Here is a 23,151-nt window from a genome sequence, read left to right as displayed (position 1 = left end):
GCCATGCCTGACGCTGGAGCACCGAACGATGACCGCTGGCAGGTTGCCGGCACTTCTCTCACGAGCCGCTTCCTGCTCGGCACGGCCGGTTACCCCTCGCCCCACGTCTTGGGCGAGGCCATCGCGGCCGCGGGCGCCGAGGTCGTCACCGTGGGCCTCAAGCGCGCACTCGCGGCCGGCGGCGACAACGGTTTCGTCGCCATCGTGCGCGCGGCCGTGCAGGAACAGGGCGCGCGGCTGCTGCCGAACACAGCGGGCTGCCGCACGGCACGCGAGGCTGTGCAACTGGCGCAGATGGCACGCGAGCTCTACGACACGCCCTGGCTCAAGCTCGAGGTGGTGGGCGACGAACACACGCTGCAGCCCGACCCCTTCGAGCTGCTGCAGGCCGCGCAGCAGCTCGTGCGCGATGGCTTCGTGGTCTGGCCCTACTGCACGGACGACCTGGTGCTGTGTCGCCGCCTGCTCGACGTGGGCTGCCCCGTGCTCATGCCCTGGGGGGCGCCGATCGGTTCGGGCCAGGGCCTGTTGAATCCGTTCGCGCTGCGCACGCTGCGCGAGCGCTTGCCGGACGCCACGCTGATCGTCGATGCGGGCATCGGCGCGCCTTCGCAAGCGGCGCAGGCGCTGGAACTGGGTTTCGACGCCGTGCTGCTGAACTCGGCCGTGGCGCAGGCGCGCGACCCGGTGCGCATGGCCTGTGCTTTTCGCGCGGCCGTGCAGGCGGGCAGGGGGGCCTGGCAGGCCGGCGTGATGGCGCGCCAGGACTTCGCCGTGCCCAGCACGCCGGTGGGCGGCGCGCCGCTGCTGCTCGGAGGCGCAGCATGAAGCGCGTCTGGAGCATCGCCGGCACCGACAGCAGCGGCGGCGCTGGCCTCGCCGCCGACCAGCGTGCGCTGGATGCCTGGCCCGACACGCACTACTGCGGCGTGGTGGCCGCCGTCACGGCGCAGAACTCGCAGGCCGTGACGCGCGTGGAGGCGGTCAGCCCGCAGCTGCTGGACGCGCAACTGGCCGCGCTGGAGGCCGACATGCCGCCGGCGGCGCTCAAGACCGGGCTGCTCGCGGACGCCGCCCAGATGCGCAGTGTGGCCGTCTGGGCCGACCGCCTGCGCGAGGCGGCTCCCGGGCTGCCTCTCGTGGTCGACCCCGTGCTGGGCGCGAGCAGCGGTGCCAACTTCGCCGACGACAGAGCGGTGGCCGCCTACCGTGCGCACCTGCTGCCGCGCGCGACGCTGATCACGCCGAACCGGCGCGAGGCCGCGCGGCTGCTGGGGCGGCCCAGCCTGCGCCGCGACGAGGTGCCTGCAGCCGCCGCCGCCCTGCGTGCGCTGGGCGTGCAATCCGTCTGCATCACGGGCGGCGATCCGGCCGATGCCGGGCACGTGCCCGACGACGCCGCACCGGAGGAAGCCGGCCTGGCGCTGGACTGGCTGGACAGCCCGCAGGCCAGCGGCTGGCTCGCGCTGCCGCGCATCGGCACGGGCAACACCCATGCCACGGGCTGCACGTTCGCCAGCAGCGCCGCGGCGGCGCTGGCGCATGGCTTCGTTGCGGCCGATGCCGTGGTGCTGGCCAAGATGGCGGCCACGCACGCGCTGCGCCACGGCCATGCGGCCGGGCGTGGCCCCGGCCAGGTGCTGGCGCAGGCTGGTTTCCATGCCGATCCGGGCCTGCTGCCCACCATGGGCTGGGGCGCGGAGCCGGCCTGGGCGCCGCCAGCGGCCGTCCGCGCGGCGCCATTGGGCCTGTACGCCATCGTCGACAGCGCGGCCCGCGTGCAGGCGGTGCTGGCCAGCGGCGTGCGCAGTGTGCAGTTGCGCATCAAGCAGCCCGAGGCCGCCACGCCCGCCTGGTGGGATGCGCTCCACGCCCAGGTGGCCGAGGCCGCGGCGGCCTGCCGGTCGGTGGGCGCACGCCTGTTCGTCAACGACCACTGGCAGCTGGCTTCGCGGCATGGCGCGCACGGCGTGCACCTGGGCCAGGAAGATCTGCTGGCGCTGGAGCCGGACCAGCGCGCCGCGCTGCGTGCCAGCGGCCTGGCCTTGGGCGTCAGTTCCCACAGCCTGTGGGAGCTGGCCCGGGCACGCAGCCTGGCGCCAGCCTACATCGCCTGCGGCCCGGTCTGGCCCACGCTGACCAAGGCCATGCCCTGGCAGCCCCAGGGCCTGGGCAACCTGGCCTGGTGGTGCGCGATGGCCGGCACGCCGGTGGTGGCCATCGGCGGCGTCCTCGCGCCTGTGCAGATCAGCGCGGCGGCCGGGGCCGGGGCCGACGGCGTCTGCGTCGTGCGCATGCTCGGCGAGGACCCGGCCGTCACAGTGCCGGCCATGCGCGCCGCGCTGGCCGGCCACTGGCCCGCCACGCCACCGGCAGGCAGCACCGTGCCCTGGCCACAGCCGACCTTGAGGGCTTGAGCATCGTCAAACTGTTTCTCTGATTCAACAAATTGATCGCTTTATTTGCTTCATATTTGTTGCACTGTTAGACTTTTCGACTGCAGCGCAAGGAGCGTGCGCACGCAGAGCCACAGGGACCCCTTTCAGCGCGGATGCGCGGGATCGGGCGACTGGGTTGCATCCCGCAGGAGGCACCGGACATGGACAGCGTGTGCGCAGTCTTGCGTTGCCACGCCGAACCATCTTCCAACCTGCAGGGATTCCATGCACGAACTTGCTTCTTCCCCCGCGCGCCGCACCGCGTGCCCGGAGTGCCGACCATGAGCGGCCTGCGCAAGCTGCGCATTGGCGCCAGGCTGGGGCTGGCGTTCGGCGTGATCCTGTTGATCGTGGCCGCCAGCGCGGCCATGGGGGTCTGGCGGCTGGAGCAGTCCGACGCGGCGACCCAGCGGCTGGGCACGGTGGACAAGGAGCGCCAGGAGGTCGCGATCCGCTGGCGCCAGACCATCGACCTGAACTGGGTGCGCACCGAGGCCGCACTGCTGGATTCGGACACCAGCCGCATCCCGCGCTGGCAGGCCGACATGGACAAGACCTCGCAGATCACGGTGGCCTCGCGCGAGCGGCTGCACGCATTGGTGAACACCGACGTGGGCAAGCGCATGCTGCAGGACATCGACGCACGCCGCGAGGCCTACCGCACGCCGCGCGCGGCCCTGCTCAAGCGCCGCCAGGCTGGCGAGGACGTGTCGGCCGAACTCGAGCGCACGCTGCGCCCGCTGGCCACGGCTTACAGCGACAGCATCCTGACGCTGGAGAAGCGGCAGCAGGAGCTGTACGGGGACTCGCTGCGCAGTGCCGAAAGCGCTGCGGCGCAGGGGCAGACCATGCTGATCGTCAGCGGCATTGCTGCCGTGCTGCTGGGCGCGCTGTTCGCCTGGGCCATCTCGCGTTCGATCACGCAGCCGCTGGCCGAGGCCGGCGCGGTGGCACGCCGCATCGCCGATGGCGACCTCACGCAACCCGTGCAGGTCGAAGGCCAAGACGAGGCGGCCGCCTTGGCCGCTGCGCTGCGCGACATGCAGCAGCAGCTGGCCAGCGTGGTGGCCGGCGTGCGCCGCAATGCCGATGGCGTGGCCACGGCCAGTGCCGAGATCGCACACGGCAACAACGACCTGTCCGCCCGCACCGAGCAGCAGGCTTCGGCGCTCGAGGAGACGGCCGCGTCGATGGAGCAGCTCAGCTCCACCGTGCGGCAGAACGCCGACAACGCGCGTCAGGCCAAGAGCCTGGCCGAGAACGCCTCCAGCGTGGCCGGCCGTGGCGGCGAGGTGGTGGCGCGCGTGATCGACACCATGAAGGGCATCGACGAGAGCTCGGGCAAGATCGCCAGCATCATCGGCACGATCGATTCCATCGCCTTCCAGACCAACATCCTGGCGCTCAATGCGGCCGTGGAGGCCGCGCGCGCGGGCGACCAGGGCCGCGGCTTCGCCGTGGTGGCGACCGAGGTGCGCAGCCTGGCCGGCCGTTCGGCCGAAGCGGCGCGCGAGATCAAGGCCCTGATCGGCACCAGCGTGGAGCGTGTGCAGCAGGGCACGGTGCTGGTCGGCGAGGCCGGCAGCACCATGCAGGAGGTGGTCGGCGCCATCCAACGTGTGAGCGACCTGGTGGGCGAGATCAGCGCGGCCAGCAGCGAGCAAAGCGCAGGCGTCTCGCAGGTGGGCGAGGCGGTCACGCAGATGGACCAGGCCACGCAGCAGAACGCCGCGCTGGTGGAGGAATCGGCCGCGGCGGCCGACAGCCTGCGCAGCCAGGCCGAGCAGTTGGTGCAGGCCATGGCAGTGTTCAAGGTGCGCGCCGGTGGGGCGCACGGGGCCAACGTGGAGCCTTCCCTCGGGTACACGGGTCAGCCGGCCCTGCTGGGCGCGGCTTGAGCGCGCGGCGGCGCCGCACCGGCGGCTTCAGCGCCGCTGGTACTGCGTGGCGCCGAACAGGTTCTCGCGCGCCTTCTCGTCCGTGATGGGCTTGCGCCGGTCGGCCAGCACGGCCACGCCGCGCTGCACGGCCGGGCGCGCGGCGATGCGGTCGAACCAGGTCTTCAGGTTCGGATAGTCGGCCCAATCGATGCCCTGGTTCTGCCAGTTGCGCAGCCAGGGGAAGATGGCGATGTCGGCGATGCTGTACTCGGGCCCGGCGATGTGGGCGCTGTCGGCCAGTTGGCGGTCCATCACGCCGTACAGGCGGCGCGCTTCGTCGGTGTAGCGCTGGATCGGATAGGCGAGCTTCTCGGGCGCATAGAGCCGGAAGTGGTGGTTCTGGCCGAGCATGGGGCCGACGCCGCCCATCTGGAACATCAGCCACTGCAGCACGGCATAGCGCGCGCGGTCGCCCTCGGGCAGCAGCATGCCGGTCTTGCCGGCCAGGTACAGCAAGATGGCACCGGACTCGAACAGCGTGACCGGCTGGCCGTCCGGCCCTTCGTCGTCCACGATGGCCGGGATCTTGTTGTTCGGGCTGACGCGCAGGAATTCAGGCCGGAACTGTTCGCCCGCACCGATGTCCACCGGCACCACCTCGTAGGGCAGGCCGCACTCCTCGAGCATGATGTGGACCTTGTGGCCGTTCGGCGTGGCCCAGCTGTGGACGGTGATCATGCGCTCAGCCCTCTCAGAAGCGGGTCACGGGCATGTCGTGCTGCTGCGGCCGGTCCGAGTACCTGCCCAGCTCCATCTTGGCGATGGCGTTGCGGTGCACCTCGTCCGGGCCGTCGGCAAAGCGCAGCGTGCGCGCATGGGTGTAGGCGAAGGCCAGCGGGAAGTCGTCGCACATGCCGCCGCCGCCATGCACCTGCATGGCCCAGTCGATGACCTGGCAGGCCATGCTGGGGGCCACGACCTTGATCATCGCGATCTCGTTCTTGGCGACCTTGTTGCCGGCCTTGTCCATGAGCCAGGCGGTCTTGAGCGTGAGCAGCCGCGCCATGTCGATCTTGCAGCGCGCCTCGGCGATGCGCTCCTGCGTGACGGTCTGTTGTGCCACGGTCTTGCCGAAGGCCACGCGCGAGGCGGCGCGCCTGCACATGAGCTCCAGTGCGCGTTCGGCCAGGCCGATCAGGCGCATGCAGTGGTGGATGCGGCCCGGGCCCAGGCGCCCCTGGGCGATCTCGAAGCCGCGGCCCTGGCCCAGCAGCATGTTGGAGGCCGGCACGCGAACGTTCTCGAACACCATCTCCATGTGGCCGTGCGGCGCGTCGTCGTAGCCCATCACGTTGAGCGGGCGCAGGACCTTGATGCCGGGCGTGTCGGCCGGCACCAGGACCATGCTCTGCTGCTGGTGGCGGGCCGCGTCGGGGTCGCTCTTGCCCATGGTGATGTAGACCGCGCAGCGCGGGTCGCCCGCGCCCGAGATCCACCACTTGCGGCCGTTGATCACGTAGTCGTCGCCGTCGCGCTCGATGCGGGTGGCGATGTTGGTCGCGTCGCTGGAGGCCACGTCGGGCTCGGTCATCGCGAAGGCCGAACGGATCTGGCCTTCGAGCAGGGGCTGGAGCCAGCGCGCACGGTGCTCGTCGCTGCCGTAGCGCGCAATCGTCTCCATGTTGCCGGTGTCGGGCGCCGAGCAGTTGAAGACCTCGGAGGCGAAGGGCACGCGGCCCATGATCTCGGCCAGCGGCGCGTACTCCTCGTTGGTCAGGCCGGCGCCCTTGAAGCCGGACAACTCGGCCGTGTCTTCGGGCAGGAACAGGTTCCACAGGTCCTGCGCGCGGGCCTTGGCCTTGAGGTCTTCGATGATCTGCAGCGGTGTCCAGCGCCTGCCGGCTGCGGTGTTGGCCTGCAGTTCGGCGTGGTAGGCGGCTTCGGCCGGGTAGATGTGCTCGTCCATGAAGCGCAGCACGCGCTGGCGCAGGGCTTCGGTCTTGGGGGAGTAGTCGAAATCCATGGCGTGTCTCCTTGCGTGGACGCTCAGGCCTGCTGCGCGAACTTCCAGGCCAGTTGGGCCAGCGGCCGCGCGCCGGCGCCCGAGGTGGCGGCGCGGTCGCTGGAGGCCGTGCCGGCTTCGGCGCGCTTGGCGATGCCCTGCAGGATCGCGGCCAGGCGGAACATGTTGTAGGCCAGGTAGAAGTTCCAGTCGCGCTGCAGGTCTTGCGGCGTGGCGAAGCCGGTGCGTTCGCAGTAGCGCGCAATGTAGTCGGCCTCGGCGGGAATGCCCAGGGCCTTGAGGTCCAGCCCCGCGATGCCGCGGAACTGGCCTGGGCTGATGTGCCAGGACATGCAGTGGTAGCTGAAGTCCGCCAGCGGGTGGCCCAGCGTGGAGAGCTCCCAGTCCAGCACCGCGATGATGCGCGGCTCGCTGGCGTGGAACATGGTGTTGTCCAGCCGGTAGTCGCCGTGCACGATGCTCGTGAAGCGCTCGTCGCGCGCGCTGGCGGGCATGTTGCGCGGCAGCCAGTCGATCAGCTGGTCCATCTCGGGGATGGGCTGGGTGATGGAGGCGACGTACTGCTTGCTCCAGCGGCCGATCTGGCGCTCGAAGTAGTTGCCGGGCTTGCCGTAGTTGGCCAGGCCGCGCGTGGCGAAGTCCACGCTGTGCAGCGCGGCGATCACGCGGTTCATCTCGTCGTAGATGGCGGCGCGGCCGGCAGGGTCCATGCCGGGCAGGCCCTGATCCCACAGCACGCGGCCTTCCTTGAACTCCATGATGTAGAAGGCGCGGCCGATCACCGATTCGTCCTCGCACAGGCACAGCATGGCCGGCACGGGCACGTCGGTGCCGGCCAGGCCGCCCATCACCGCGAACTCGCGCTCGATGGCGTGGGCGGAGGGCAGCAGCTTGGCCACCGGGCCGGGCTTGGAGCGCATCACGTAGCGCTGCGTGGGCGTGGTGAGCTTGTAGGTGGGGTTGGACTGGCCGCCCTTGAACAGCGCGACCTCCAGCGGGCCGGCGAAGCCGGGCAACTGCGCGGCCAGCCAGTCGGTCAAGCGCTGGACATCGAAGGCGTGCTGGCCGCTGACTTCCTTGGTGCCTTCGAAATGGTCGAATTCGCTCATGCGGGTTGTCTCCCTGTGTCGGTGTTGTGGTTCAGCGGTCGGTCTCGACGATGCGCATCAGCGCGTCGCGGTCGCGCACGATGAGGCCGGTCGCTTCGATGCGGATGGCTTCCTCGCGCTCCATGGTCTTGAGTTCCTGGTTCACGCGCTGGCGCGAGGCCCCCAGCAATTGGGCCAGCTCTTCCTGCGCCAGCTGCAGGCTGATGCGGACCTCGTTGCCGTCTTCCAGACTGGGCACGCCGTAGCTGCGCACCAGATGCAGCAACTGCTTGGCCAGGCGTGCGCGCAGGGGCAGGGTGTTGAGGTCTTCCACCAGGCCGAACAGCAGCCGGATGCGGCGCGACTGCAGCCACATCAGCGCTTCGTAGAGCTCGCTGTGCGCGGCCAGGATCTTCTTGAAGTCGGCCCGCGCCACGCAGACGATGGTGGTCGCGCCATGTGCGTAGACGTCGTGGGTGCGGCGGTCGCTGTCGAAGAAGGCCACATCGCCGAACCAGATGCCGGGCTCCACGTAGGTCAGCGTGATCTGCTTGCCCGTGATCGAGGTGGAGCTCACGCGGGCCGCGCCCTTGGCGCAGGCGATCCACTCTTCCGCGATGTCGCCGCGGGCGGCGATCAGTTCGCCGTTCTTGTAGCGTCGAACGTAGGCGCATCGAAGAATGTCGTGCCGCAGCGAAGGGGAGAGGGATGAGAACCAGCGCCCGGCGTTGATCGCTTCGCGCTCGGCGATGTTAAGAATGGGTTCGTCCATGGTCTGTCTTTTGGGTGACTGTGGCCGGGCGGCCGGGGGCGCGGATCAAACGAGCGGTAGGGTGCCGCGCTGTTCGCGGAACGCGGCGATGGCCGTCCCGGTGCCTGCGTGGTGCAGGTTGGTGACGAAGCGGTCGCGTTCGTGCGCCAGTTGTTCGGGCAGCGTGGCGCCGGCGGCCAGGGCCAGCAGCTCCTTGCCGCTGGCGACCGCATGCGGCACGCGCGCATTGATCTGCACGGCCAGCGCCAGGGCTTCGCTGAGCGCCGTGCCCGGGCCGCAGATGCGGTTGACCACGCCCAGCGCATGCAGCCGCTCGGCGTTCATGCGCGTGCCCAGCATCAGCAGTTCGCCAGCCAGCTGGCGCGGCAGCGCGCGCGCCAGGCTCCAGCTGGCGCCCGCGTCGGGCGACAGGCCCAGTGCGCTGGCGGCCAGCGCGAACTGCGCATTGCGTGCGGCGACGATGAAGTCGCAGGCCAGCGCGAGCGCGAAGCCGGCATCGGCGGCCGCACCCTCGACCGCGGCGACCACGGGCTTGGGAAAGGCGCGGATGGCCTCGATCCAGCTGTGCAGGCCCTCGGTCAGCGCAACCTGGTGCGCGGCGCTCTCGCGCCGGCTGGCCTGCAACTGCTCCAGGTCGTGGCCCACACTGAACAGGGCGCCAGCGCCGGTGATGACGACGCTGGCCACCTCGGCGTTGGACTCGGCCACGTTCAAGGCCTCGACGCCGGCGGCCCAGAGATCCGGCCCCAGCGCGTTGTGGCGCTCCGGGTACGACAGGGTGAGCACCATGGTCGCGCCATGGCGGGTGCTGAGCAGGGCGGCGGGCATGGGGCGGGCGGATTCAGGTTTCTTCGTGCAGCAGGGACAGGCCGATGGCACCGCGGCGGCGCAGCCAGGGGCTGGGACGGTAGCGTGGGTCGCCGTAGACGGTCTGCAGGTTGAACAGCACCTCCAGCACGTTGGTCGGGCCGCAACGGTCGCCCAGGGCCAGCGGGCCGGCCGGGTAGCCCAGGCCCAGCGTGACGGCCAGTTCGAGGTCGCGCGGGCTGCAGATGGACTGTTGGCAGATGTCGGCCGCGATGTTCACGATGGTGGCCACCACGCGCTGGGTGACGAATCCACCGCTGTCGCGGATCACGCTGACGGCCTTTCCGTCGCGCGCAAACAACGCGTGCGCGGCGTCGCGCATGTCGACGCGCGTGGCCGGGTTTGTCGCAAGCACGCGACGCTTGGTCGCGGCATCGTCGAACAGCATGTCGATGCCGATGGTGCGCGCGGGGTCCAGCCGCTCGACCACGGCGACGGTGGTGATGTCGAAGCCGAGCGGCGCCACCAGGGTCAGCGCTTCCATCGAGGGTGACTGGCCGGTTTCGATGCGGGCGCCCAGGTCTTTGAGCAGCTGGAACAGTTCGGCGCGGCGCGCGGCGCGCGGCGACACCCAGACCGGCGGGATCTGGTCGACCTGTGGCACAGGGGGCTCGGCCGGCACCTGTGCGGTGCCGTCGACATAGCGGTAGAAGCCTTCCCCGGCCTTGCGGCCGACCACGCCACCGGCCACGCGCTGGGCGGCCAGCGCGCTGGGGCGGTAGCGCGGCTCCTCGTAGTACTGGCGGTAGATCGATTCCATGACCGGGTGCGACACGTCCAGTCCGGTCAGATCCATGAGCTCGAACGGCCCCAGCTTGAAGCCGGCCTGGTCCTTGAGGATGCGGTCGATGGTGGCGAAATCGGCCACCGATTCGCCAACGATGCGCAGCGCTTCCGTGCCGTAGCCGCGCCCGGCGTGGTTGACGATGAAGCCAGGCGTGTCGGCCGCCTGGACGGGCGTGTGCCCCATGGCGCGCGCGTACCGGGTCAGGCCCTGGCAGACGGCGGCATCGGTCTTGAGGCCGGCGATGACCTCGACCACTTTCATGAGCGGCACAGGGTTGAAGAAGTGGTAGCCGGCGAAGCGCCCGGGGTGCTGGAGCGCCGAGGCGATGGCGGTGATCGACAGCGAAGAGGTGTTGCTGGCCAGCACCGCGTCCGGACGGACGATTGTTTCGAGTTCCGCAAACAGGCCTTGCTTGACGTCCAACCGCTCCACGACCGCCTCGATGACCAGGTCGCAGTCGGCGAGGTCGGCCAGCGTCGCCGCTTCGACCAGCGCCGCGCGCTGCGACTGGAGTGTTTGTGTGTCCAATCTGCCTTTTTCGTGCAGCTTGGCCCACTGTGCATACACCGCATCCCTGGCCTTGGCGGCAGCGCCGGGGGCCACGTCGAAGAGTTTGACGGTACTACCTGCTTGTGCTGCAATTTGACCGATTCCGCGGCCCATTGCGCCGGCGCCGACCACGCCGACAACGCGATATGCTGTATCCATCGAGCAATTATGACGCGCCGACCTGCGTGGTAAGGTGCGCGAAAGACGCATAAGCACTCACTGTGAAACTACAACACAAGCTGGTGGGGCTGGGGCTGCTGGGGGTGGCGGTCGGCAGTTCGGCATTGAGTCTTGGGCGGGCACGCGGCAACGTGGTTCTCGGCCAGCCGCTGAGCCTGGCGGTGGAGGTGCGAGTCGACCAGCCTGAAGATGCCACGGCGCAGTGTTTTCGCATCGAGGTGTTCCACGGCGACACGCTGGTGGAGTCGTCTCGGGTGCGCCTCGTGGTGCAGGCGCCGGCCGCCGGCTCCCAGGAAGCCGTGCTGCGTATCCGTTCCAACGCCGTCATCGACGAGCCTGTCGTGGGCCTGGTGCTGCATGCGTTGTGCGGCCAGGGCGGCGTACGGCGCTATGACTTTCTGCCTGAATTTCCGGCGGAGCTGAAGACGGCCGCCGGGCCGGTGGATCTGGCGAGCCCGGTTCCCGCGGTGGCTCCTGCGCCGCCTCCTGTTGCGGCCACGCCACTGCCCCCGGCCGAATCGGTGCGGCCGGCACCCGCGCCTGCACCCCGTACAGCGGCCGCGCCAGCGCCGCGCCCGGCGCAGCGCCCGGCCCGACCGCCCGCACCTGCGCGTGCACCGGCCCAGGCCTCCGCGCCGAAATCCACCCCCGCGCCGCGGCCAGCCCCCGCCAAGGCCCAGACAGTGGCTTCGGCGCCAGCCACGGGCGTGCCGCGCCTGACGCTGGATGCACCGGCCACGCCCGTGGCCGGCATGCAGCCCAGTCCGGCGCTGAGCTCGCAACTCATCGACGACGCCGCGCAGCGTGAGGCCGTAGCCGCCATCTGGCGCGCACTGCGCACCACGCCGGAAGAGATCGTGCGCGACAAGCAGCGCCTCGAAGCGCTGGAGGCGCAACAGGCCGTGCAGCGCAAGCAGGCGGCCGAGCCGAGCGCGGCCGAGCGCGAGCTCCGTGCCCGGCTGGAGCGTGCGGAGCGGCGGCTCGACGAGGCCGAGAGTGGCCGCATCGACATCCTGTTCGTCTACGGGCTGCTGGCATTGCTGGCCTTCATGGTCGGCCTGGCGGCGTACTTCTGGCAACGCGCCCGCCAGGCCGCGCTGGCTGCGGCGCATTGGAGCGGTGAGGCCGCCCCGCGCGCCACCGCAGGCGTGCCGGTGCCCGCCGCTGTCCCGCCGCCCGTGACGCGGCCACCCGTCGTGTCCCGGCCATCGCTGGCCGATGAATTCCTGGACAGCGAGCCAGCCTCTGCGCTCGGCGTCGGGCGGCCGTCGACGGTGGACACGGGTGCCGTGGCAGCGGCGGTCTTTGCGCACGACCGGGTGCAGCCGGTGGACGCATCGCGGCCCGTGCGTCCGGACGAATTCGTCGACGTGCAGCAACATGCCGATTTCTTCGTCTCGTTGGGCCAGTACGAGCAAGCCATCGAAGTGCTGCAGCAGCACCTGGAGGAGCACCAGGACATGAGTCCGCTGGCCTTCCTGGAACTGTTCGGCATCTACCACCAGCAGGGCCGCAAGGACGACTTCAACGCCCTGCGTGCACGCTTCGAGCGGCGCTTCAACGCCCATGTGCCCAACTTCGCCGCCTTTGCCGACGAAGGCCTGGGGCTGGAGGACTATCCGGCGACGCTGCTCAGCATCGAGACAGCCTGGGGCCACGTGCGCGTGCTGGACACGATCGAGGCCAACCTGCTGCGCCATCCGGACGACACCGGTCGTCCGCTCGACCTGGCCGCCTACCGGGATCTGCTGATGCTGTATGGCGTGGCGCAGGACGTGTTCGTGCCCGCTGGCGGCACGCGCTCGCCTTCCGGCTTCGGGGTGATCGCTCCGCCCGCACCGGCGGTGGGGGGGCAGCGTGGACTGGGAACTGGGCTGCAGACCGGTGCGCCGCTCATGGCCAGCGCCGCCACGGATTCGATGCTGGATCTCGTGCCGGATTCCGGGCAGGCTCCGCTGCCAACGGTGCACGACGGCACCGGGCTGGAGCTGGACATCGACCTGTCGACGAGCACGGGCGAAGTCGCGGCGCTTCCGGAGTTGTCGCTGGTCGACATCGACCTGCCCCTGCTGGACGATGACGCGTTCGCCGAGGCACCGGCATCGGCGCCCACCCCGATGGCGCCGGCCGCCGGCACGCCGGCCAGGTCCGACAAGCCCGAGATCGACAGCGGCCTGATCGACTTCGACCTGTTCGATCCGAACACCGAGGCGCGCATCGCGCCCAAGTCCACGCGCTGAGGTGCCGGGGGCTGCCGCCCCCCCCAGACCTTCAGCGGCGTACCTGCAGCGAGCCCGGGTTGACGATGTTGGTGGGCGTGCCGCGGATGTAGTTCAGCACGTTGTCGAACGCTGCGTTGAAGTACATCTCGTAGCTCTGCAGTTCCACATAGCCGATGTGCGGTGTGCAGATGCAGTTCTCCAAACGCAGCAGCGCATGCCCCTGCAGGATGGGCTCGCTTTCGAACACATCGACGGCGGCCATGCCGGGGCGGCCGCGGTTCAGGCCGGCCAGCAGTGCATCGGGCTCGATGAGTTCGGCACGCGAGGTGTTGACCAGCAGCGAGGTCGGCTTCATGCGCGCCAGGTCGTCGAGCTTGACGATGCCGCGCGTCTCCTCGTTGAGGCGCAGGTGCAGCGACAGCACGTCGCTGTTGGCGAACAGCTCCTCCTGGCTGGCCGCGATCTGGTGGCCGTCGGCCAGTGCGCGCTCGCAGGAGCCGGCCCGCCCCCAGACCAGCACGCGCATGCCGAAGGCGCGCGCATAGGTGCTGACGATCTGGCCGATGCGGCCGTAGCCGAAGATGCCCATGGTGCGCTCGCGCAGCACCGTGCCCAACCCGAAGTTGGGCGGCATGGAGGCGGTCTTCATGCCCGACTGCTGCCAGGCCCCGTGCTTGAGGTTGCCGATGTACTGCGGCAGGCGGCGCGTGGCCGCCATGATCAAGGCCCAGGTCAGTTCGGCGGGTGCCACGGGCGAGCCCACGCCTTCGGCCACGGCCACGCCGCGTTCGGTGCAGGCGGCGACATCGATGTGCGGGCCGACGCGCCCGGTCTGCGCGATCAGCTTGAGGCGCGGAAGTTTCTCGATCAGCGCCCGGTTCAGGTGGGTGCGCTCGCGGATCAGCACGAGGATGTCCGCGTCGCGCAGTCGGACCGACAACTGTCCCAGGCCCTTGACGGTGTTGGTGTAGACCTTGGCCGCATAGGGTTCGAGCTTGACTGCGCATTCGAGCTTGCGCACCGCATCCTGGTAGTCGTCGAGGATCACAATGTTCATGCGGCCATTGTGCCTCGCGCACCCAAGGCGCCAGGGCGCCAGCGGGTATGGCGCCCGTGCTGGGCGCTGCCCTTATGCCGCGCTGTCAGTGCCGGGCGGACGCCGATTCCACTGCGGCCAAGCGGTCCAGTTCGGCGCACACATCGGCCATGCGGCCGGAGATGACCATGCGGCCTGCCGCCGTGCGGGGTTGGTGCGGCTCCAGCACGCGCAACACGCGCAGGGCCGGGGTGGGGCGGGCCACGGCAGGCACCGCCTGCAAGGACCGGCGGCGCAGCCGCTGCTGCAGGCGGCCCGCCAGCCGCGGACCGAACTCCTCAAACCACTGCGGCAACCGGGCCACGCGCACGGCAGTCAGCATTGCGATTCCCATGTCAAACTCCTTCCGTCCATCGGGCGGATTGGGGCAGGATTGGATGAAAGGCACAGCACCAGGGTTGCCGCGCGCTGCGCGGCGGACGCCCGCCACCTGGCACTGTGCGAACAGGCTTGCGGCCTACATCAGCATGGTGTTGCGGATCAGCCCCACGGCGAGGCCTTCGATCTCGAAGGGATCGCCGGGCTCCACGAAGATGGTGGGGTAGTCAGGGTTTTCGGGGTGCAATTCGATGCTCTCGGCGGTGCGCTTGTAGCGCTTGACGGTGACGTCGTCGCCCAGCCGGGCCACGACGATCTGTCCGTTCTTGGCATCCTTGGTGGCGCGCACGGCGAGCAGGTCGCCATCCATGATGCCGGCGTCGCGCATGGACATGCCACGCACACGCAGCAGGTAGTCGGGCTTGTGCTGGAACAGGCTGCTTTCCACATAGTAGGTCTGGTCCACGTGCTCCTGCGCGAGGATGGGCGAGCCCGCTGCCACGCGGCCGATCAGCGGCAGGGCCAGTTGCGCCAATTCCTGCAAGGGCAGCGTGAACTGCTTGCTGCGGCGTTCGTTGACCGAGCGCAGCATGTCGCTGCGCAGGCGGATGCCGCGCGAGGTGCCGCTCACGAGTTCGATGACGCCCTTGCGCGCCAGGGCCTGCAGGTGTTCTTCTGCGGCGTTGGCGGATTTGAAGCCCAGTTCGGCAGCAATCTCTGCACGCGTGGGCGGGGCGCCAGTGTTCGCGATGGCGGCCTGGATCAGTTCCAGGATCTGTTGCTGGCGTGCCGTGAGCTTGGCCGGAAATGCAGAAGAGGCGTCTGGCATGGCAGTTCCTTGTGCGACGTGGTACAGCTACCCTGTAGGCTGGAGCGACACAGTGGTCTGTGTAAATTTCCAGTACCTGTATTTTCAATCAGTTTCTACAAGCATGCAAGCACCAGACGTATTTCCAGGGGCATCCCCGCGCACGCTGCTCGTCCTGGGCTCGGGCGGAACCATCGCGGGCCTGGCGCCGCGTGCGGGCGACACGCTGGGCTACCAGGCGGCCCAGGTCGGCGTCGCGCAGCTGTTGGCGGGCTTCGATGCGCCACCCGGCTGTGTGCTGCAGGTCGAGCAGGTGGCGCAGATCGACAGCAAGGACATGGATGCCGCGGTGTGGCTGCAGCTGGCGCAGCGCTGCGCCGAGGCACTCGCGCGCGACGATGTGCAGGGCATCGTGATCACGCACGGCACCGACACGCTGGAGGAAACGGCCTACTTCCTGCAGGCGGTGCTGGCGCCGGCGAAGCCGGTGGTGCTGGCCTGCGCGATGCGGCCTGCCAACGCGGCCATGCCGGACGGGCCGCAGAACCTGCGCGACGCGCTCGCCGTGGCGGCGCAGCCGGGTGCGCACGGCGTGGTGGCCGTCTGTGCCGGCGTGGTGCATGCGGCGTTCGACGTGCGCAAGGTGCACGGCTATCGGCTGGACGCCTTCGGCTCGGGGGACGCCGGCCCGCTGGGCTATGTGGAGGCGGGTGCCTTGCGCCGGTTGCGGGACTGGCCGCAGACCGTGCCCACGGCCGGACTGCTGGCACGGCTGCCGGCAGTGCCGCAGGCCTGGCCGCGGGTGGAAATCGTGTTCAGCCACGCGGGCGCGAGCGGCGCCGGCGTCGATGCGCTGGTGCGCGACGGCGCGCGCGGCATCGTGGTCGCCGCGACCGGCAATGGCAGCGTGCACAAGGCATTGGAAGCGGCTTTGCTGCGCGCGCAGGCAACCGGCGTACGCGTTCTGCGCGCCAGCCGCTGCGAGCAGGGGCGGGTGATGGGAGGAGAGGGCGACGCGCTGCCCGGAGCCGGGGCGCTGTCGCCGGTCAAGGCGCGGATCCAGCTGCAGCTGGACCTGCTGGGCGCCTGACTCAGGCGGCCAGGGCGGCGAGTGCGCGCGCGGTGATCTCGTCCACGCTGCCGGTGCCGTCGATCTTGCGGTACTTGGGCGCGTGGGCCGGGTCGTCCTTGGACCACTGGGTGTAGTAGTCGATCAGCGGGCGCGTCTGCGCGCTGTAGACGTCCAGGCGCTTGGTCACGGTGGCCTCGCTGTCGTCCTCGCGCTGCACCAGCGCCTCGCCCGTCACGTCGTCCCGGCCTTCGACCTTGGGCGGGTTGAAGCGCACGTGGTAGACGCGGCCCGATGCCGGGTGCGAGCGGCGGCCGCTCATGCGTTCGATGATGGCGTCGAAGGGCACGTCGATCTCGAGCACGAAGTCCAGCTTGACGCCGGCCGCCTTCATGGCGTCGGCCTGGGGGATGGTGCGCGGGAAGCCGTCGAACAGGAAGCCCTTGGCGCAGTCGGGCTGGGCGATGCGCTCCTTGACCAGACCGATGATGATGTCGTCGCTGACCAACGCGCCCGAATCCATGACCGACTTGGCCTGCAGGCCCAGTGGCGTGCCGGCCTTGACGGCGGCGCGCAGCATGTCGCCTGTGGAAATCTGGGGAATCCCGAACTGCTTGCAGATGAACGTGGCTTGCGTGCCTTTGCCTGCGCCTGGCGCGCCCAACAGAATCAGTCTCATGGATGTCCTCGGATTGCTTGTAGATGTTGACGGCAGCGCTGACAGCGCGCAGGCTGTCGCAGTGCTTCTCCGTCAAAGGATAGCATGCACCTCGGGGCCGTCAGTCCCCGGCGCAACAGTTCGTCAAAACAGCTGGCGAACCCGTTCCAGGTCTTGTGCCGTGTCCACGCCCGGGCCGGGCGCGTGCTCGGTGACGTGCACGGCGATCTGGTGGCCGTGCCACATGGCACGCAGCTGTTCGAGCGCCTCGGTCTGCTCGATCGGTGCCTGGGCCAGCATCGGGAAGCTGCGCAGGAAGCCGGCGCGGTAGCCGTAGATGCCCACGTGGCGCAGCGGCGCCGGCTGGGGCAGGGAGTTGATGCCTTCGGCGAAACCGTCGCGCCACCACGGGATCGGGGCGCGGCTGAAGTACAGAGCCCGGCCGCGCGCATCGCACACGACCTTGACCACGTTGGGATTGCGCAGGTCTTCCACGCTGTCGATGGCGTGACCGGCCGTGCTCATGCTGGCCTCGGGATGCTGGTCCAGCAGCGCGGCAACGGCGTCGATCAGCGGCGGTGCGATCAGCGGTTCGTCGCCCTGCACGTTGACGACCAAATCGTCGCCGTCCAGGCCCAGCAGCGCGCAGGCCTCGGCCAGGCGGTCGCTGCCGGAAGCGTGGTCGTCGCGCGTCAAGATGGCTTCCACGCCGTGGGCGGCGCAGGCCTGCATGATCTTGTCGCTGTCACAGGCGACCACGGTGCGGGCGGCCTGCGAGCGCATCGCGCGCTGCGCCACACGCACCACCATGGGCGCGTCGCCCAGCGCCGCGAGCGGCTTGTTCGGCAGGCGCGTGGAGGCCAGGCGCGCCGGGATCAGCACCGTAAAACGGGTCACAGCCCCAGTTCCTCGTCGCTCAGCGTGCGGGCTTCGTTCTCCAGCAGGATGGGAATGCCGTCGCGCACGGGGTAGGCCAGCCGCGCACTGCGCGACACCAGTTCCTGGCGTTCGCGTTCGTACTGCAGCGGGCCCTTGGTGACGGGGCAGACGAGCAGTTCCAGTAGCTTGCTGTCCATGGGATCGAAGAGAGGGGTGTCGAAAGGGCGCTATGGTACCCGGGGCGGCCGCAGCGCCGCGAGCCGTGCATCCAGCGTCTGCCAGGCGCCGGCATCGAGTTCCACCTGCAGCGGCACGGCCCAGGCGCCCGGATGGCGCCCCCACAGCTTGACGGCGTCCTTCTCGGTGCAGAGCCAGACGGCCGGCGCATCGGCAGGCGGCTGCCAGCCTGCGAAGTCCTGGTGGTCGGCCAGCGGCAACTCCTGCAGCCGGCGCAGGCCGGCGGCGCGCAGCATGGCGAAGAAGCGCTCGGGCCGGGCGATGCCGGCCAGTGCCAGCACGGGCGTATCGGCCAGGTCGGCCAGGGCCAGGCGCTGGCCATCGGCCCGCAGCGCCTGCGCGGCCAGGCTGCGGCGTGCGCACCAGCCCGCGAAGGCCGGCCGCTCGCCGCTGTGCAGCACGAGGTCGGCGGCGCGCGGCCAGGGCTCGCGCAACGGCCCCGCCGGCAACAGCCAGCCGTTGCCGACGCCGCGGTCGTCGAACACGCAGACCTCCAGGTCGCGCGCCAGCGCCAGGTGCTGCAGGCCGTCGTCGCAGAGCAGCAGATCGGTTCCGGGATGCCGGGCCAGCAGCGCCTGGCCGGCCTCGGCCCGGCGCGCCGCCACGAACACGGGCACGCCGCAGTGCCGCCGGATCAGCGCGGGTTCGTCGCCGACCTCCCGCGCCGGGCTGTCGGGCAGCACCTCGCGGCAGTCGCGCGTGCTGCGGCCATAGCCGCGCGAGAGCACGCCCACGCGCCAGCCCTGCGATTGCAGGCGCTGCACCAACGCCATAGTCACCGGCGTCTTGCCCGAGCCGCCGGCCACCACGTTGCCGACCACCAGCACCGGTACCGGCAGCCGGGTGCTGCGCCGCAGCCCTGTGCGGTAGAGCAGGCGACGCAGGCCGGTCACTGCCGCGTAGAGCAGCGACAGGGGCCACAGGGGCCAGGCCAGGGCGCGGGACAGCCACAGCCGCGGCAGCAACGCAGAGAGCCAGCCACGCATGTGCGAGCCGGCTTCAGCGTCCGCTGGCGGAACGCTGCGTGGCGAAGGTGAGTTGCTGCAGGCCGGCGCGGCGGGCCGCGTCCATGGCCGTGATCACAGCCTGGTGCGGCGTGCTGGCATCGGCGCTGATGACGACGAGGGGCTCCTGCACGCCCTTGGTGGCACCCAGCAGCGCCTGCACCAGCAGCTCCACGCTGCGGCCGTCCAGCGGCTGGCGGTCGACGGCGTAGCGGCCGTCGGCAGCGATGGACACCACCACCTCGCGCGGACGCTCGCGCTGCGCCTCGGCATTGGCCAGGGGCAGGCGAACCTGCAGTTCGGCGTACTTGCTGTAGGTCGTGGACAGCATCAGGAAGATCAGCACGACCAGCAACACGTCGATGAACGGGATCAGGTTGATCTCGGGCTCTTCCGTCCCGCGGCGGCGGAAGTTCATGCGCTCTTGCGCAGGCCGTTCAGGTGCCGTGCGAAGCGCTCGCCCGACAATTCCAGCGTCAGCAGGTAGCCGTCGACGCGGGCGCGGAAGTAGCGCCAGAAGATCAGCGAGGGGATCGCCACGATCAGCCCGAAGGCCGTGTTGTACAGCGCGATCGAAATGCCCTGCGCCAGTTGGGCCGGGTTGCCGGCAGCACCCGCGGCGGCGCCAGGCTGGGAGCCGAAGATCTCGATCATGCCGATCACCGTGCCCAACAGGCCCAGCAGCGGCGCTGCCGAGGCGATGGTGGCCAGCGCCGTCAGGTACTTCTCCAGCCGGTGCGCCACGGCACGGCCGGTGTTCTCGATGGTGGCGCGCAAGTCGTCCTCGGTGCAGCGTGGATTGCTGTGCAGCGCACGCAGCCCGCTGGCCAACACCTCGCCCAGCGCCGAGTTCTGTGCCAGCTGCGTCACGATGCCCGGCTCGGGCACGGACTTCTGCGACACCGTGATGGCCTCGTCCAGCAGCTTGGGCGGGACGATGCGGCGGGCATCGAGGTTGATGAACCGTTCGATGACGAGGGCCAAGGCCAGTACCGAGCACGCGATCAGAGGCCAGATGGGCCAACCGGCGGCTTGTATGATCGAAAACAAGAGCAAATCTCCCCTGGCAATGGAACGCCGCGCGGATTATGGCGCAGTGTTTTTCGGGCGCCATGCGCAGCCGCCCACGCCAGCCTTGTCTGTCGGCGTCCGTCGGACAGTACCCACAGGAGATGTGGATAACTTTGTGAAGAACTCTGTTCCGTGCGGCTGAAACCCAGCACTGGCGCGGTTCTTTGACAGTTTGATTAAAACGCAGGCACAAAAAATTCCAATGAAATCAAGGCGCTTCCACATGAGTGCTGGGCGTATCGGGTGCCTTAAGGGGGCTGCGGCACCCACAGGCGGCGCTGTGGAGTATTCGTCCGCCGAATGCTGTACTGCAGCAAAGGCCAGCCCATGCACGCGCCGCTGAATCCAGCAACGGCGCCGCTTGTCTGGCAGGTTGGGGCGCTGTGCCGCGCCATTGCTGGAGCCTTGGAGCAGAAGTTCAATCCCGTCGCGGTCCGCGGCGAGATTTCGGGCTTCTCGCGCGCATCCAGCGGGCATTGCTACTTCCAGATCAAGGATGGTCAAGGCCAGATCCGCTGCGCAATGTTCCGCCGTGCCGCCGCGCTGGTCGATTTTTCGCCGCGCGATGGTGACCTGGTGGAATTGCGTGGCCGGCTGTCGGTCTACGAGGCGCGTGGCGACCTGCAACTGGTCGTCGAGAGCCTGCAGCGCGCCGGCGCTGGCGCGCTCATGGAGCAGTTCCTGCGCCTGAAGACCCGGCTGGAGGCCGAAGGCCTGTTCGACGCGGCGCGCAAGCGGCCACTGCCGGCCCTGCCGCGCGGCATCGGCCTCGTGACTTCCCCAGGCGCGGCGGCCCTGCACGACGTGGTCACGGCGTTGCGGCGGCGCCTGCCGCATGTGCCCGTACTGCTGGCACCGGCCCTGGTGCAGGGCGCCGACGCGCCGGCCGATCTGGTGCGCGCGCTGCAGCGGCTCTACGTGCATGCGCGCGCCGGCGAGGGCCAGCCGATCGACTTGATCCTGCTGGTGCGCGGCGGTGGCTCGGTCGAAGACCTCTGGGCCTTCAACGACGAGGCGCTGGCGCGCTGCATCGTGCAGAGCCCGGTGCCGCTGGTCAGCGGCGTAGGCCACGAGACCGACTTCAGCATCGCCGACTTCGTGGCCGACCTGCGCGCGCCCACGCCCACGGCGGCCGCGGAACTGGCGGCGCAGCCACGCGAGGTCTGGCTGGCGGTGCTGGACGGCATGGCCACGCGCCTGCACGACGCCGCCATGCGCCAGCTGGACCAGCGCGCACAGCGGCTCGACCAGGCCGCGGCCCGGCTCGGCCGCCCATCCCAGGGGGCGGGCCGCCAGCGCCTGCACCTGGCCCAGCTCGAACAACGCCTGCAGCACGGCCTGGCCACGCAGCTGGCGCAGCGGCGCCACCGCCTCGATGTGCAGCAGCCGCGGCTGCAGGCCGCCGTGCAGGGCCGCACGCAGCAGGCGCGCCAGGCCCTGGCCCATGCGGCCCGCGGGCTGGAGTTGCTGGACCCGCGCGTGGTGCTGCAGCGCGGCTACGCCTGGCTCACGGACGCCGGCGGCAGCACCGTCACCAGCGTGGTGCAGCTGCCCGCAGGCGCAGCCGTGCGCGCTACCCTGGCCGACGGCGAGGCCGATCTGCAAGTGACGAAGACCACTCGCGTTTAATTCCTACAATGCCGCGTCCCACCAGACCCCATCATTTCTCCAACCCACCCACGAGGAAAAAACATGGAACACAAGCTGCCTGAACTGCCGTACGCGATCGACGCGTTGGCCCCCCATTACTCCAAGGAGACCCTGGAGTTCCACCACGGCAAGCACCACAACGCCTACGTGGTGAACCTGAACAACCTGCAGAAAGGCACGGAGTTCGAGAACCTGACGCTGGAAGAGATCGTCAAGAAGTCCAGCGGCGGCATCTACAACAACGCGGCCCAGATCTGGAACCACACCTTCTTCTGGAACTGCATGAAGCCCGCCGGCGGTGGCGAGCCCAGCGGCAAGCTGGCCGATGCCATCAACGCCAAGTGGNGCCCAGATCTGGAACCACACCTTCTTCTGGAACTGCATGAAGCCCGCCGGCGGTGGCGAGCCCAGCGGCAAGCTGGCCGATGCCATCAACGCCAAGTGGGGCAGCTACGCCGCGTTCAAGGAAGCCTTCGTCAAGTCCGCCGTGGGCAACTTCGGTTCGGGCTGGACCTGGCTGGTCAAGAAGGCCGACGGCTCGGTCGACATCGTCAACACCGGCGCTGCCGGCACGCCGCTGACCACNCGTGGGCAACTTCGGTTCGGGCTGGACCTGGCTGGTCAAGAAGGCCGACGGCTCGGTCGACATCGTCAACACCGGCGCTGCCGGCACGCCGCTGACCACSGCCGACAAGGCGCTGCTGACGGTCGACGTCTGGGARCACGCCTACTACATCGACTACCGCAACCTGCGTCCGAAGTTCGTCGAGACCTTCCTCGACAAGCTCGTGAACTGGGAGTTCGCGCAGGCCAACTTCGCCTGAGCGCCCAGCCCACCCGGCACGCACAGAAGCCCCGCTCAGCGGGGCTTCTTTTTTGCTTGCGTGCAGCCATCCCAGCCACCAGCGTTTCACCATGAGCGAACTGCAACCCGCCGACATCTACACCGAACCCCATCCGGTCGACCTCGACACACTCGCCAACCTGGGCCCGCTGCGCGCCATGGCCGGCGTCTGGGAGGGAGCGCGCGGCCTGGACGTCAAGCCCAAGGCCGAAGGTCCGAAGAAGCAGGCCTACGTCGAGCACATCAGCCTGCAGCCGATCGACCCTGTGACCAACGGGCCGCAGCTTCTGTATGGGCTGCGCTACCACACGCACATCACCAAGCCCGACCAGGTCAAGACCTACCACGAGCAGGTCGGCTACTGGCTGTGGGAACCGGCCACCGGGGCCGTGGTGCACACGCTCACGATCCCTCGCGGACAGACCGCCATGGCGGCCGGCACCGCAGCGCCCGACGCCACCCGCTTCACGCTGCAGTCCACGCAGGGGCACGAACATTGGGGCATCTGCTCGACGCCCTTCCTGGAGAACAACTTCCGCACCGTGGGGTTCACGATCACGGTGCAGGTCCACGAGGACGGCAGCTGGGGCTACGAGGAGGACACGGTGCTCATGATCCGCGGCCAGGACCAGCCCTTCCACCACACCGACCGCAACCTGCTGCGCCGCGTGGCCGCCGCCACGCCGAACCCGCTCGTGCGGCCGGCGTGAA

The 23,151-nt window shown here is 69.7% G+C and carries 23 protein-coding genes and 2 pseudogenes; 10 read left to right on the top strand and 15 right to left on the bottom strand.

From position 1 onward, the window contains the following. The first annotated feature begins 3 nt into the window (after nucleotides 1-3). From ASF45_RS32730 to ASF45_RS32720, 3 genes are all read left to right on the top strand, one after another. Complete coding sequence (locus ASF45_RS32730; RefSeq protein WP_056673630.1) at nucleotides 4-828, top strand: thiazole synthase; 825 nt, start codon at nucleotides 4-6, stop codon at nucleotides 826-828. Continuing rightward, entirely contained in the window at nucleotides 825-2,417 is a 1,593-nt protein-coding gene (locus ASF45_RS32725; RefSeq protein WP_056673628.1) for a bifunctional hydroxymethylpyrimidine kinase/phosphomethylpyrimidine kinase, read from the top strand. Before ASF45_RS32730 ends, ASF45_RS32725 begins: the two co-directional genes overlap by 4 nt. Nucleotides 2,418-2,719: 302 nt before the next feature. Further along, nucleotides 2,720-4,336, top strand: coding sequence for a methyl-accepting chemotaxis protein (locus tag ASF45_RS32720; RefSeq protein ID WP_063887836.1), 1,617 nt, complete (start codon nucleotides 2,720-2,722; stop codon nucleotides 4,334-4,336). Between the two features lie 27 nt (nucleotides 4,337-4,363). Here the strand turns inward: ASF45_RS32720 and ASF45_RS32715 are convergent, their stop codons facing one another. The 6 genes from ASF45_RS32715 to ASF45_RS32690 are packed head-to-tail and all read right to left on the bottom strand — an operon-like array spanning nucleotide 4,364 to nucleotide 10,563. Then, on the bottom strand, nucleotides 4,364-5,056 hold the full coding sequence (locus ASF45_RS32715) for a glutathione S-transferase family protein (RefSeq protein WP_056673623.1): 693 nt from the start codon (nucleotides 5,054-5,056) through the stop codon (nucleotides 4,364-4,366). 13 nt (nucleotides 5,057-5,069) lie between these two features. Next, nucleotides 5,070-6,341, bottom strand: coding sequence for an acyl-CoA dehydrogenase family protein (locus ASF45_RS32710; protein ID WP_056673620.1), 1,272 nt, complete (start codon nucleotides 6,339-6,341; stop codon nucleotides 5,070-5,072). Between the two features lie 23 nt (nucleotides 6,342-6,364). Then, nucleotides 6,365-7,450, bottom strand: coding sequence for a phosphotransferase (locus tag ASF45_RS32705; RefSeq protein WP_056673617.1), 1,086 nt, complete (start codon nucleotides 7,448-7,450; stop codon nucleotides 6,365-6,367). 31 nt (nucleotides 7,451-7,481) lie between these two features. Further along, on the bottom strand, nucleotides 7,482-8,201 hold the full coding sequence (locus ASF45_RS32700) for a Crp/Fnr family transcriptional regulator (RefSeq protein ID WP_056673616.1): 720 nt from the start codon (nucleotides 8,199-8,201) through the stop codon (nucleotides 7,482-7,484). Nucleotides 8,202-8,246: 45 nt separating this feature from the next. Then, on the bottom strand, nucleotides 8,247-9,029 hold the full coding sequence (locus ASF45_RS32695) for an oxepin-CoA hydrolase, alternative type (RefSeq protein ID WP_056673613.1): 783 nt from the start codon (nucleotides 9,027-9,029) through the stop codon (nucleotides 8,247-8,249). A gap of 13 nt (nucleotides 9,030-9,042) precedes the next feature. Further along, nucleotides 9,043-10,563 carry a 3-hydroxyacyl-CoA dehydrogenase gene (locus ASF45_RS32690; protein WP_056673610.1) on the bottom strand — a complete coding sequence of 507 codons (1,521 nt, stop codon included), beginning with the start codon at nucleotides 10,561-10,563 and terminating at the stop codon, nucleotides 9,043-9,045. Nucleotides 10,564-10,625: 62 nt separating this feature from the next. Here ASF45_RS32690 and ASF45_RS36995 point away from each other — a divergent pair, with 62 nt between their 5' ends. After that, entirely contained in the window at nucleotides 10,626-12,824 is a 2,199-nt protein-coding gene (locus tag ASF45_RS36995; protein ID WP_156473272.1) for a hypothetical protein, read from the top strand. A gap of 31 nt (nucleotides 12,825-12,855) precedes the next feature. On the opposite strand, the gene ASF45_RS32680 is transcribed toward ASF45_RS36995, so the two are convergent. From ASF45_RS32680 to lexA, 3 genes are all read right to left on the bottom strand, one after another. Then, the gene (locus ASF45_RS32680; RefSeq protein ID WP_056673603.1) at nucleotides 12,856-13,863 is read right to left on the bottom strand and encodes a D-2-hydroxyacid dehydrogenase family protein; all 1,008 of its coding nucleotides are present in this window, start codon (nucleotides 13,861-13,863) and stop codon (nucleotides 12,856-12,858) included. Nucleotides 13,864-13,948: 85 nt separating this feature from the next. After that, a complete protein-coding gene (locus ASF45_RS32675) occupies nucleotides 13,949-14,236 on the bottom strand; it encodes a hypothetical protein (RefSeq protein WP_156473271.1) in 288 nt (95 codons plus the stop codon). A gap of 123 nt (nucleotides 14,237-14,359) precedes the next feature. Then, entirely contained in the window at nucleotides 14,360-15,049 is a 690-nt protein-coding gene (lexA, locus tag ASF45_RS32670) for a transcriptional repressor LexA (protein ID WP_056673597.1), read from the bottom strand. Nucleotides 15,050-15,152: 103 nt separating this feature from the next. On the opposite strand from lexA, the gene ASF45_RS32665 reads away from it, so the two are divergent. Next, nucleotides 15,153-16,118 carry an asparaginase gene (locus ASF45_RS32665; protein WP_056673593.1) on the top strand — a complete coding sequence of 322 codons (966 nt, stop codon included), beginning with the start codon at nucleotides 15,153-15,155 and terminating at the stop codon, nucleotides 16,116-16,118. 1 nt (nucleotide 16,119) lies between these two features. Here ASF45_RS32665 and adk read toward each other — a convergent pair whose 3' ends face one another. The 6 genes from adk to ASF45_RS32635 form a co-directional block, all read right to left on the bottom strand. Beyond that, on the bottom strand, nucleotides 16,120-16,776 hold the full coding sequence (gene adk / locus ASF45_RS32660) for an adenylate kinase (RefSeq protein ID WP_056673590.1): 657 nt from the start codon (nucleotides 16,774-16,776) through the stop codon (nucleotides 16,120-16,122). Nucleotides 16,777-16,899: 123 nt separating this feature from the next. Then, nucleotides 16,900-17,652 carry a 3-deoxy-manno-octulosonate cytidylyltransferase gene (kdsB, locus tag ASF45_RS32655; protein WP_056673588.1) on the bottom strand — a complete coding sequence of 251 codons (753 nt, stop codon included), beginning with the start codon at nucleotides 17,650-17,652 and terminating at the stop codon, nucleotides 16,900-16,902. Further along, the gene (locus ASF45_RS32650) at nucleotides 17,649-17,831 is read right to left on the bottom strand and encodes a Trm112 family protein (protein ID WP_056673586.1); all 183 of its coding nucleotides are present in this window, start codon (nucleotides 17,829-17,831) and stop codon (nucleotides 17,649-17,651) included. The genes kdsB and ASF45_RS32650 overlap by 4 nt, the downstream gene beginning before the upstream one ends. A 30-nt stretch (nucleotides 17,832-17,861) precedes the next feature. Further along, on the bottom strand, nucleotides 17,862-18,857 hold the full coding sequence (gene lpxK, locus ASF45_RS32645; protein ID WP_056673582.1) for a tetraacyldisaccharide 4'-kinase: 996 nt from the start codon (nucleotides 18,855-18,857) through the stop codon (nucleotides 17,862-17,864). 13 nt (nucleotides 18,858-18,870) lie between these two features. Then, entirely contained in the window at nucleotides 18,871-19,293 is a 423-nt protein-coding gene (locus ASF45_RS32640) for a biopolymer transporter ExbD (protein ID WP_056673579.1), read from the bottom strand. Then, nucleotides 19,290-19,925: a MotA/TolQ/ExbB proton channel family protein gene (locus ASF45_RS32635; protein WP_056674396.1), complete on the bottom strand. Its 636-nt coding sequence runs from the start codon at nucleotides 19,923-19,925 to the stop codon at nucleotides 19,290-19,292. Before ASF45_RS32635 ends, ASF45_RS32640 begins: the two co-directional genes overlap by 4 nt. 348 nt (nucleotides 19,926-20,273) lie before the next feature. On the opposite strand from ASF45_RS32635, the gene xseA reads away from it, so the two are divergent. The 5 genes and pseudogenes from xseA to ASF45_RS32620 all read left to right on the top strand — a co-directional run bounded on the left by xseA (nucleotide 20,274) and on the right by ASF45_RS32620 (nucleotide 23,150). After that, nucleotides 20,274-21,575, top strand: coding sequence for an exodeoxyribonuclease VII large subunit (gene xseA, locus ASF45_RS32630; RefSeq protein ID WP_056674394.1), 1,302 nt, complete (start codon nucleotides 20,274-20,276; stop codon nucleotides 21,573-21,575). 63 nt (nucleotides 21,576-21,638) lie between these two features. Further along, a pseudogene (locus ASF45_RS36740) lies at nucleotides 21,639-21,941 on the top strand (superoxide dismutase [Fe]); the annotation flags it as partial. A gap of 1 nt (nucleotide 21,942) precedes the next feature. Then, nucleotides 21,943-22,181, top strand: a pseudogene (locus ASF45_RS36735) (superoxide dismutase); the annotation flags it as partial. Nucleotide 22,182: 1 nt separating this feature from the next. Continuing rightward, on the top strand, nucleotides 22,183-22,420 hold a 238-nt coding region (locus tag ASF45_RS36730), incomplete at its 5' end, for a Fe-Mn family superoxide dismutase (protein WP_304440574.1). Nucleotides 22,421-22,511: 91 nt separating this feature from the next. Then, a complete protein-coding gene (locus ASF45_RS32620; protein ID WP_056673573.1) occupies nucleotides 22,512-23,150 on the top strand; it encodes an FABP family protein in 639 nt (212 codons plus the stop codon). The last annotated feature ends 1 nt before the right edge of the window (nucleotide 23,151 follow it).

This window comes from Pseudorhodoferax sp. Leaf265 (assembly GCF_001422365.1).
GTDB lineage: Bacteria > Pseudomonadota > Gammaproteobacteria > Burkholderiales > Burkholderiaceae_C > Pseudorhodoferax.
This window is presented reverse-complemented; position numbering and strand designations above follow the sequence as displayed.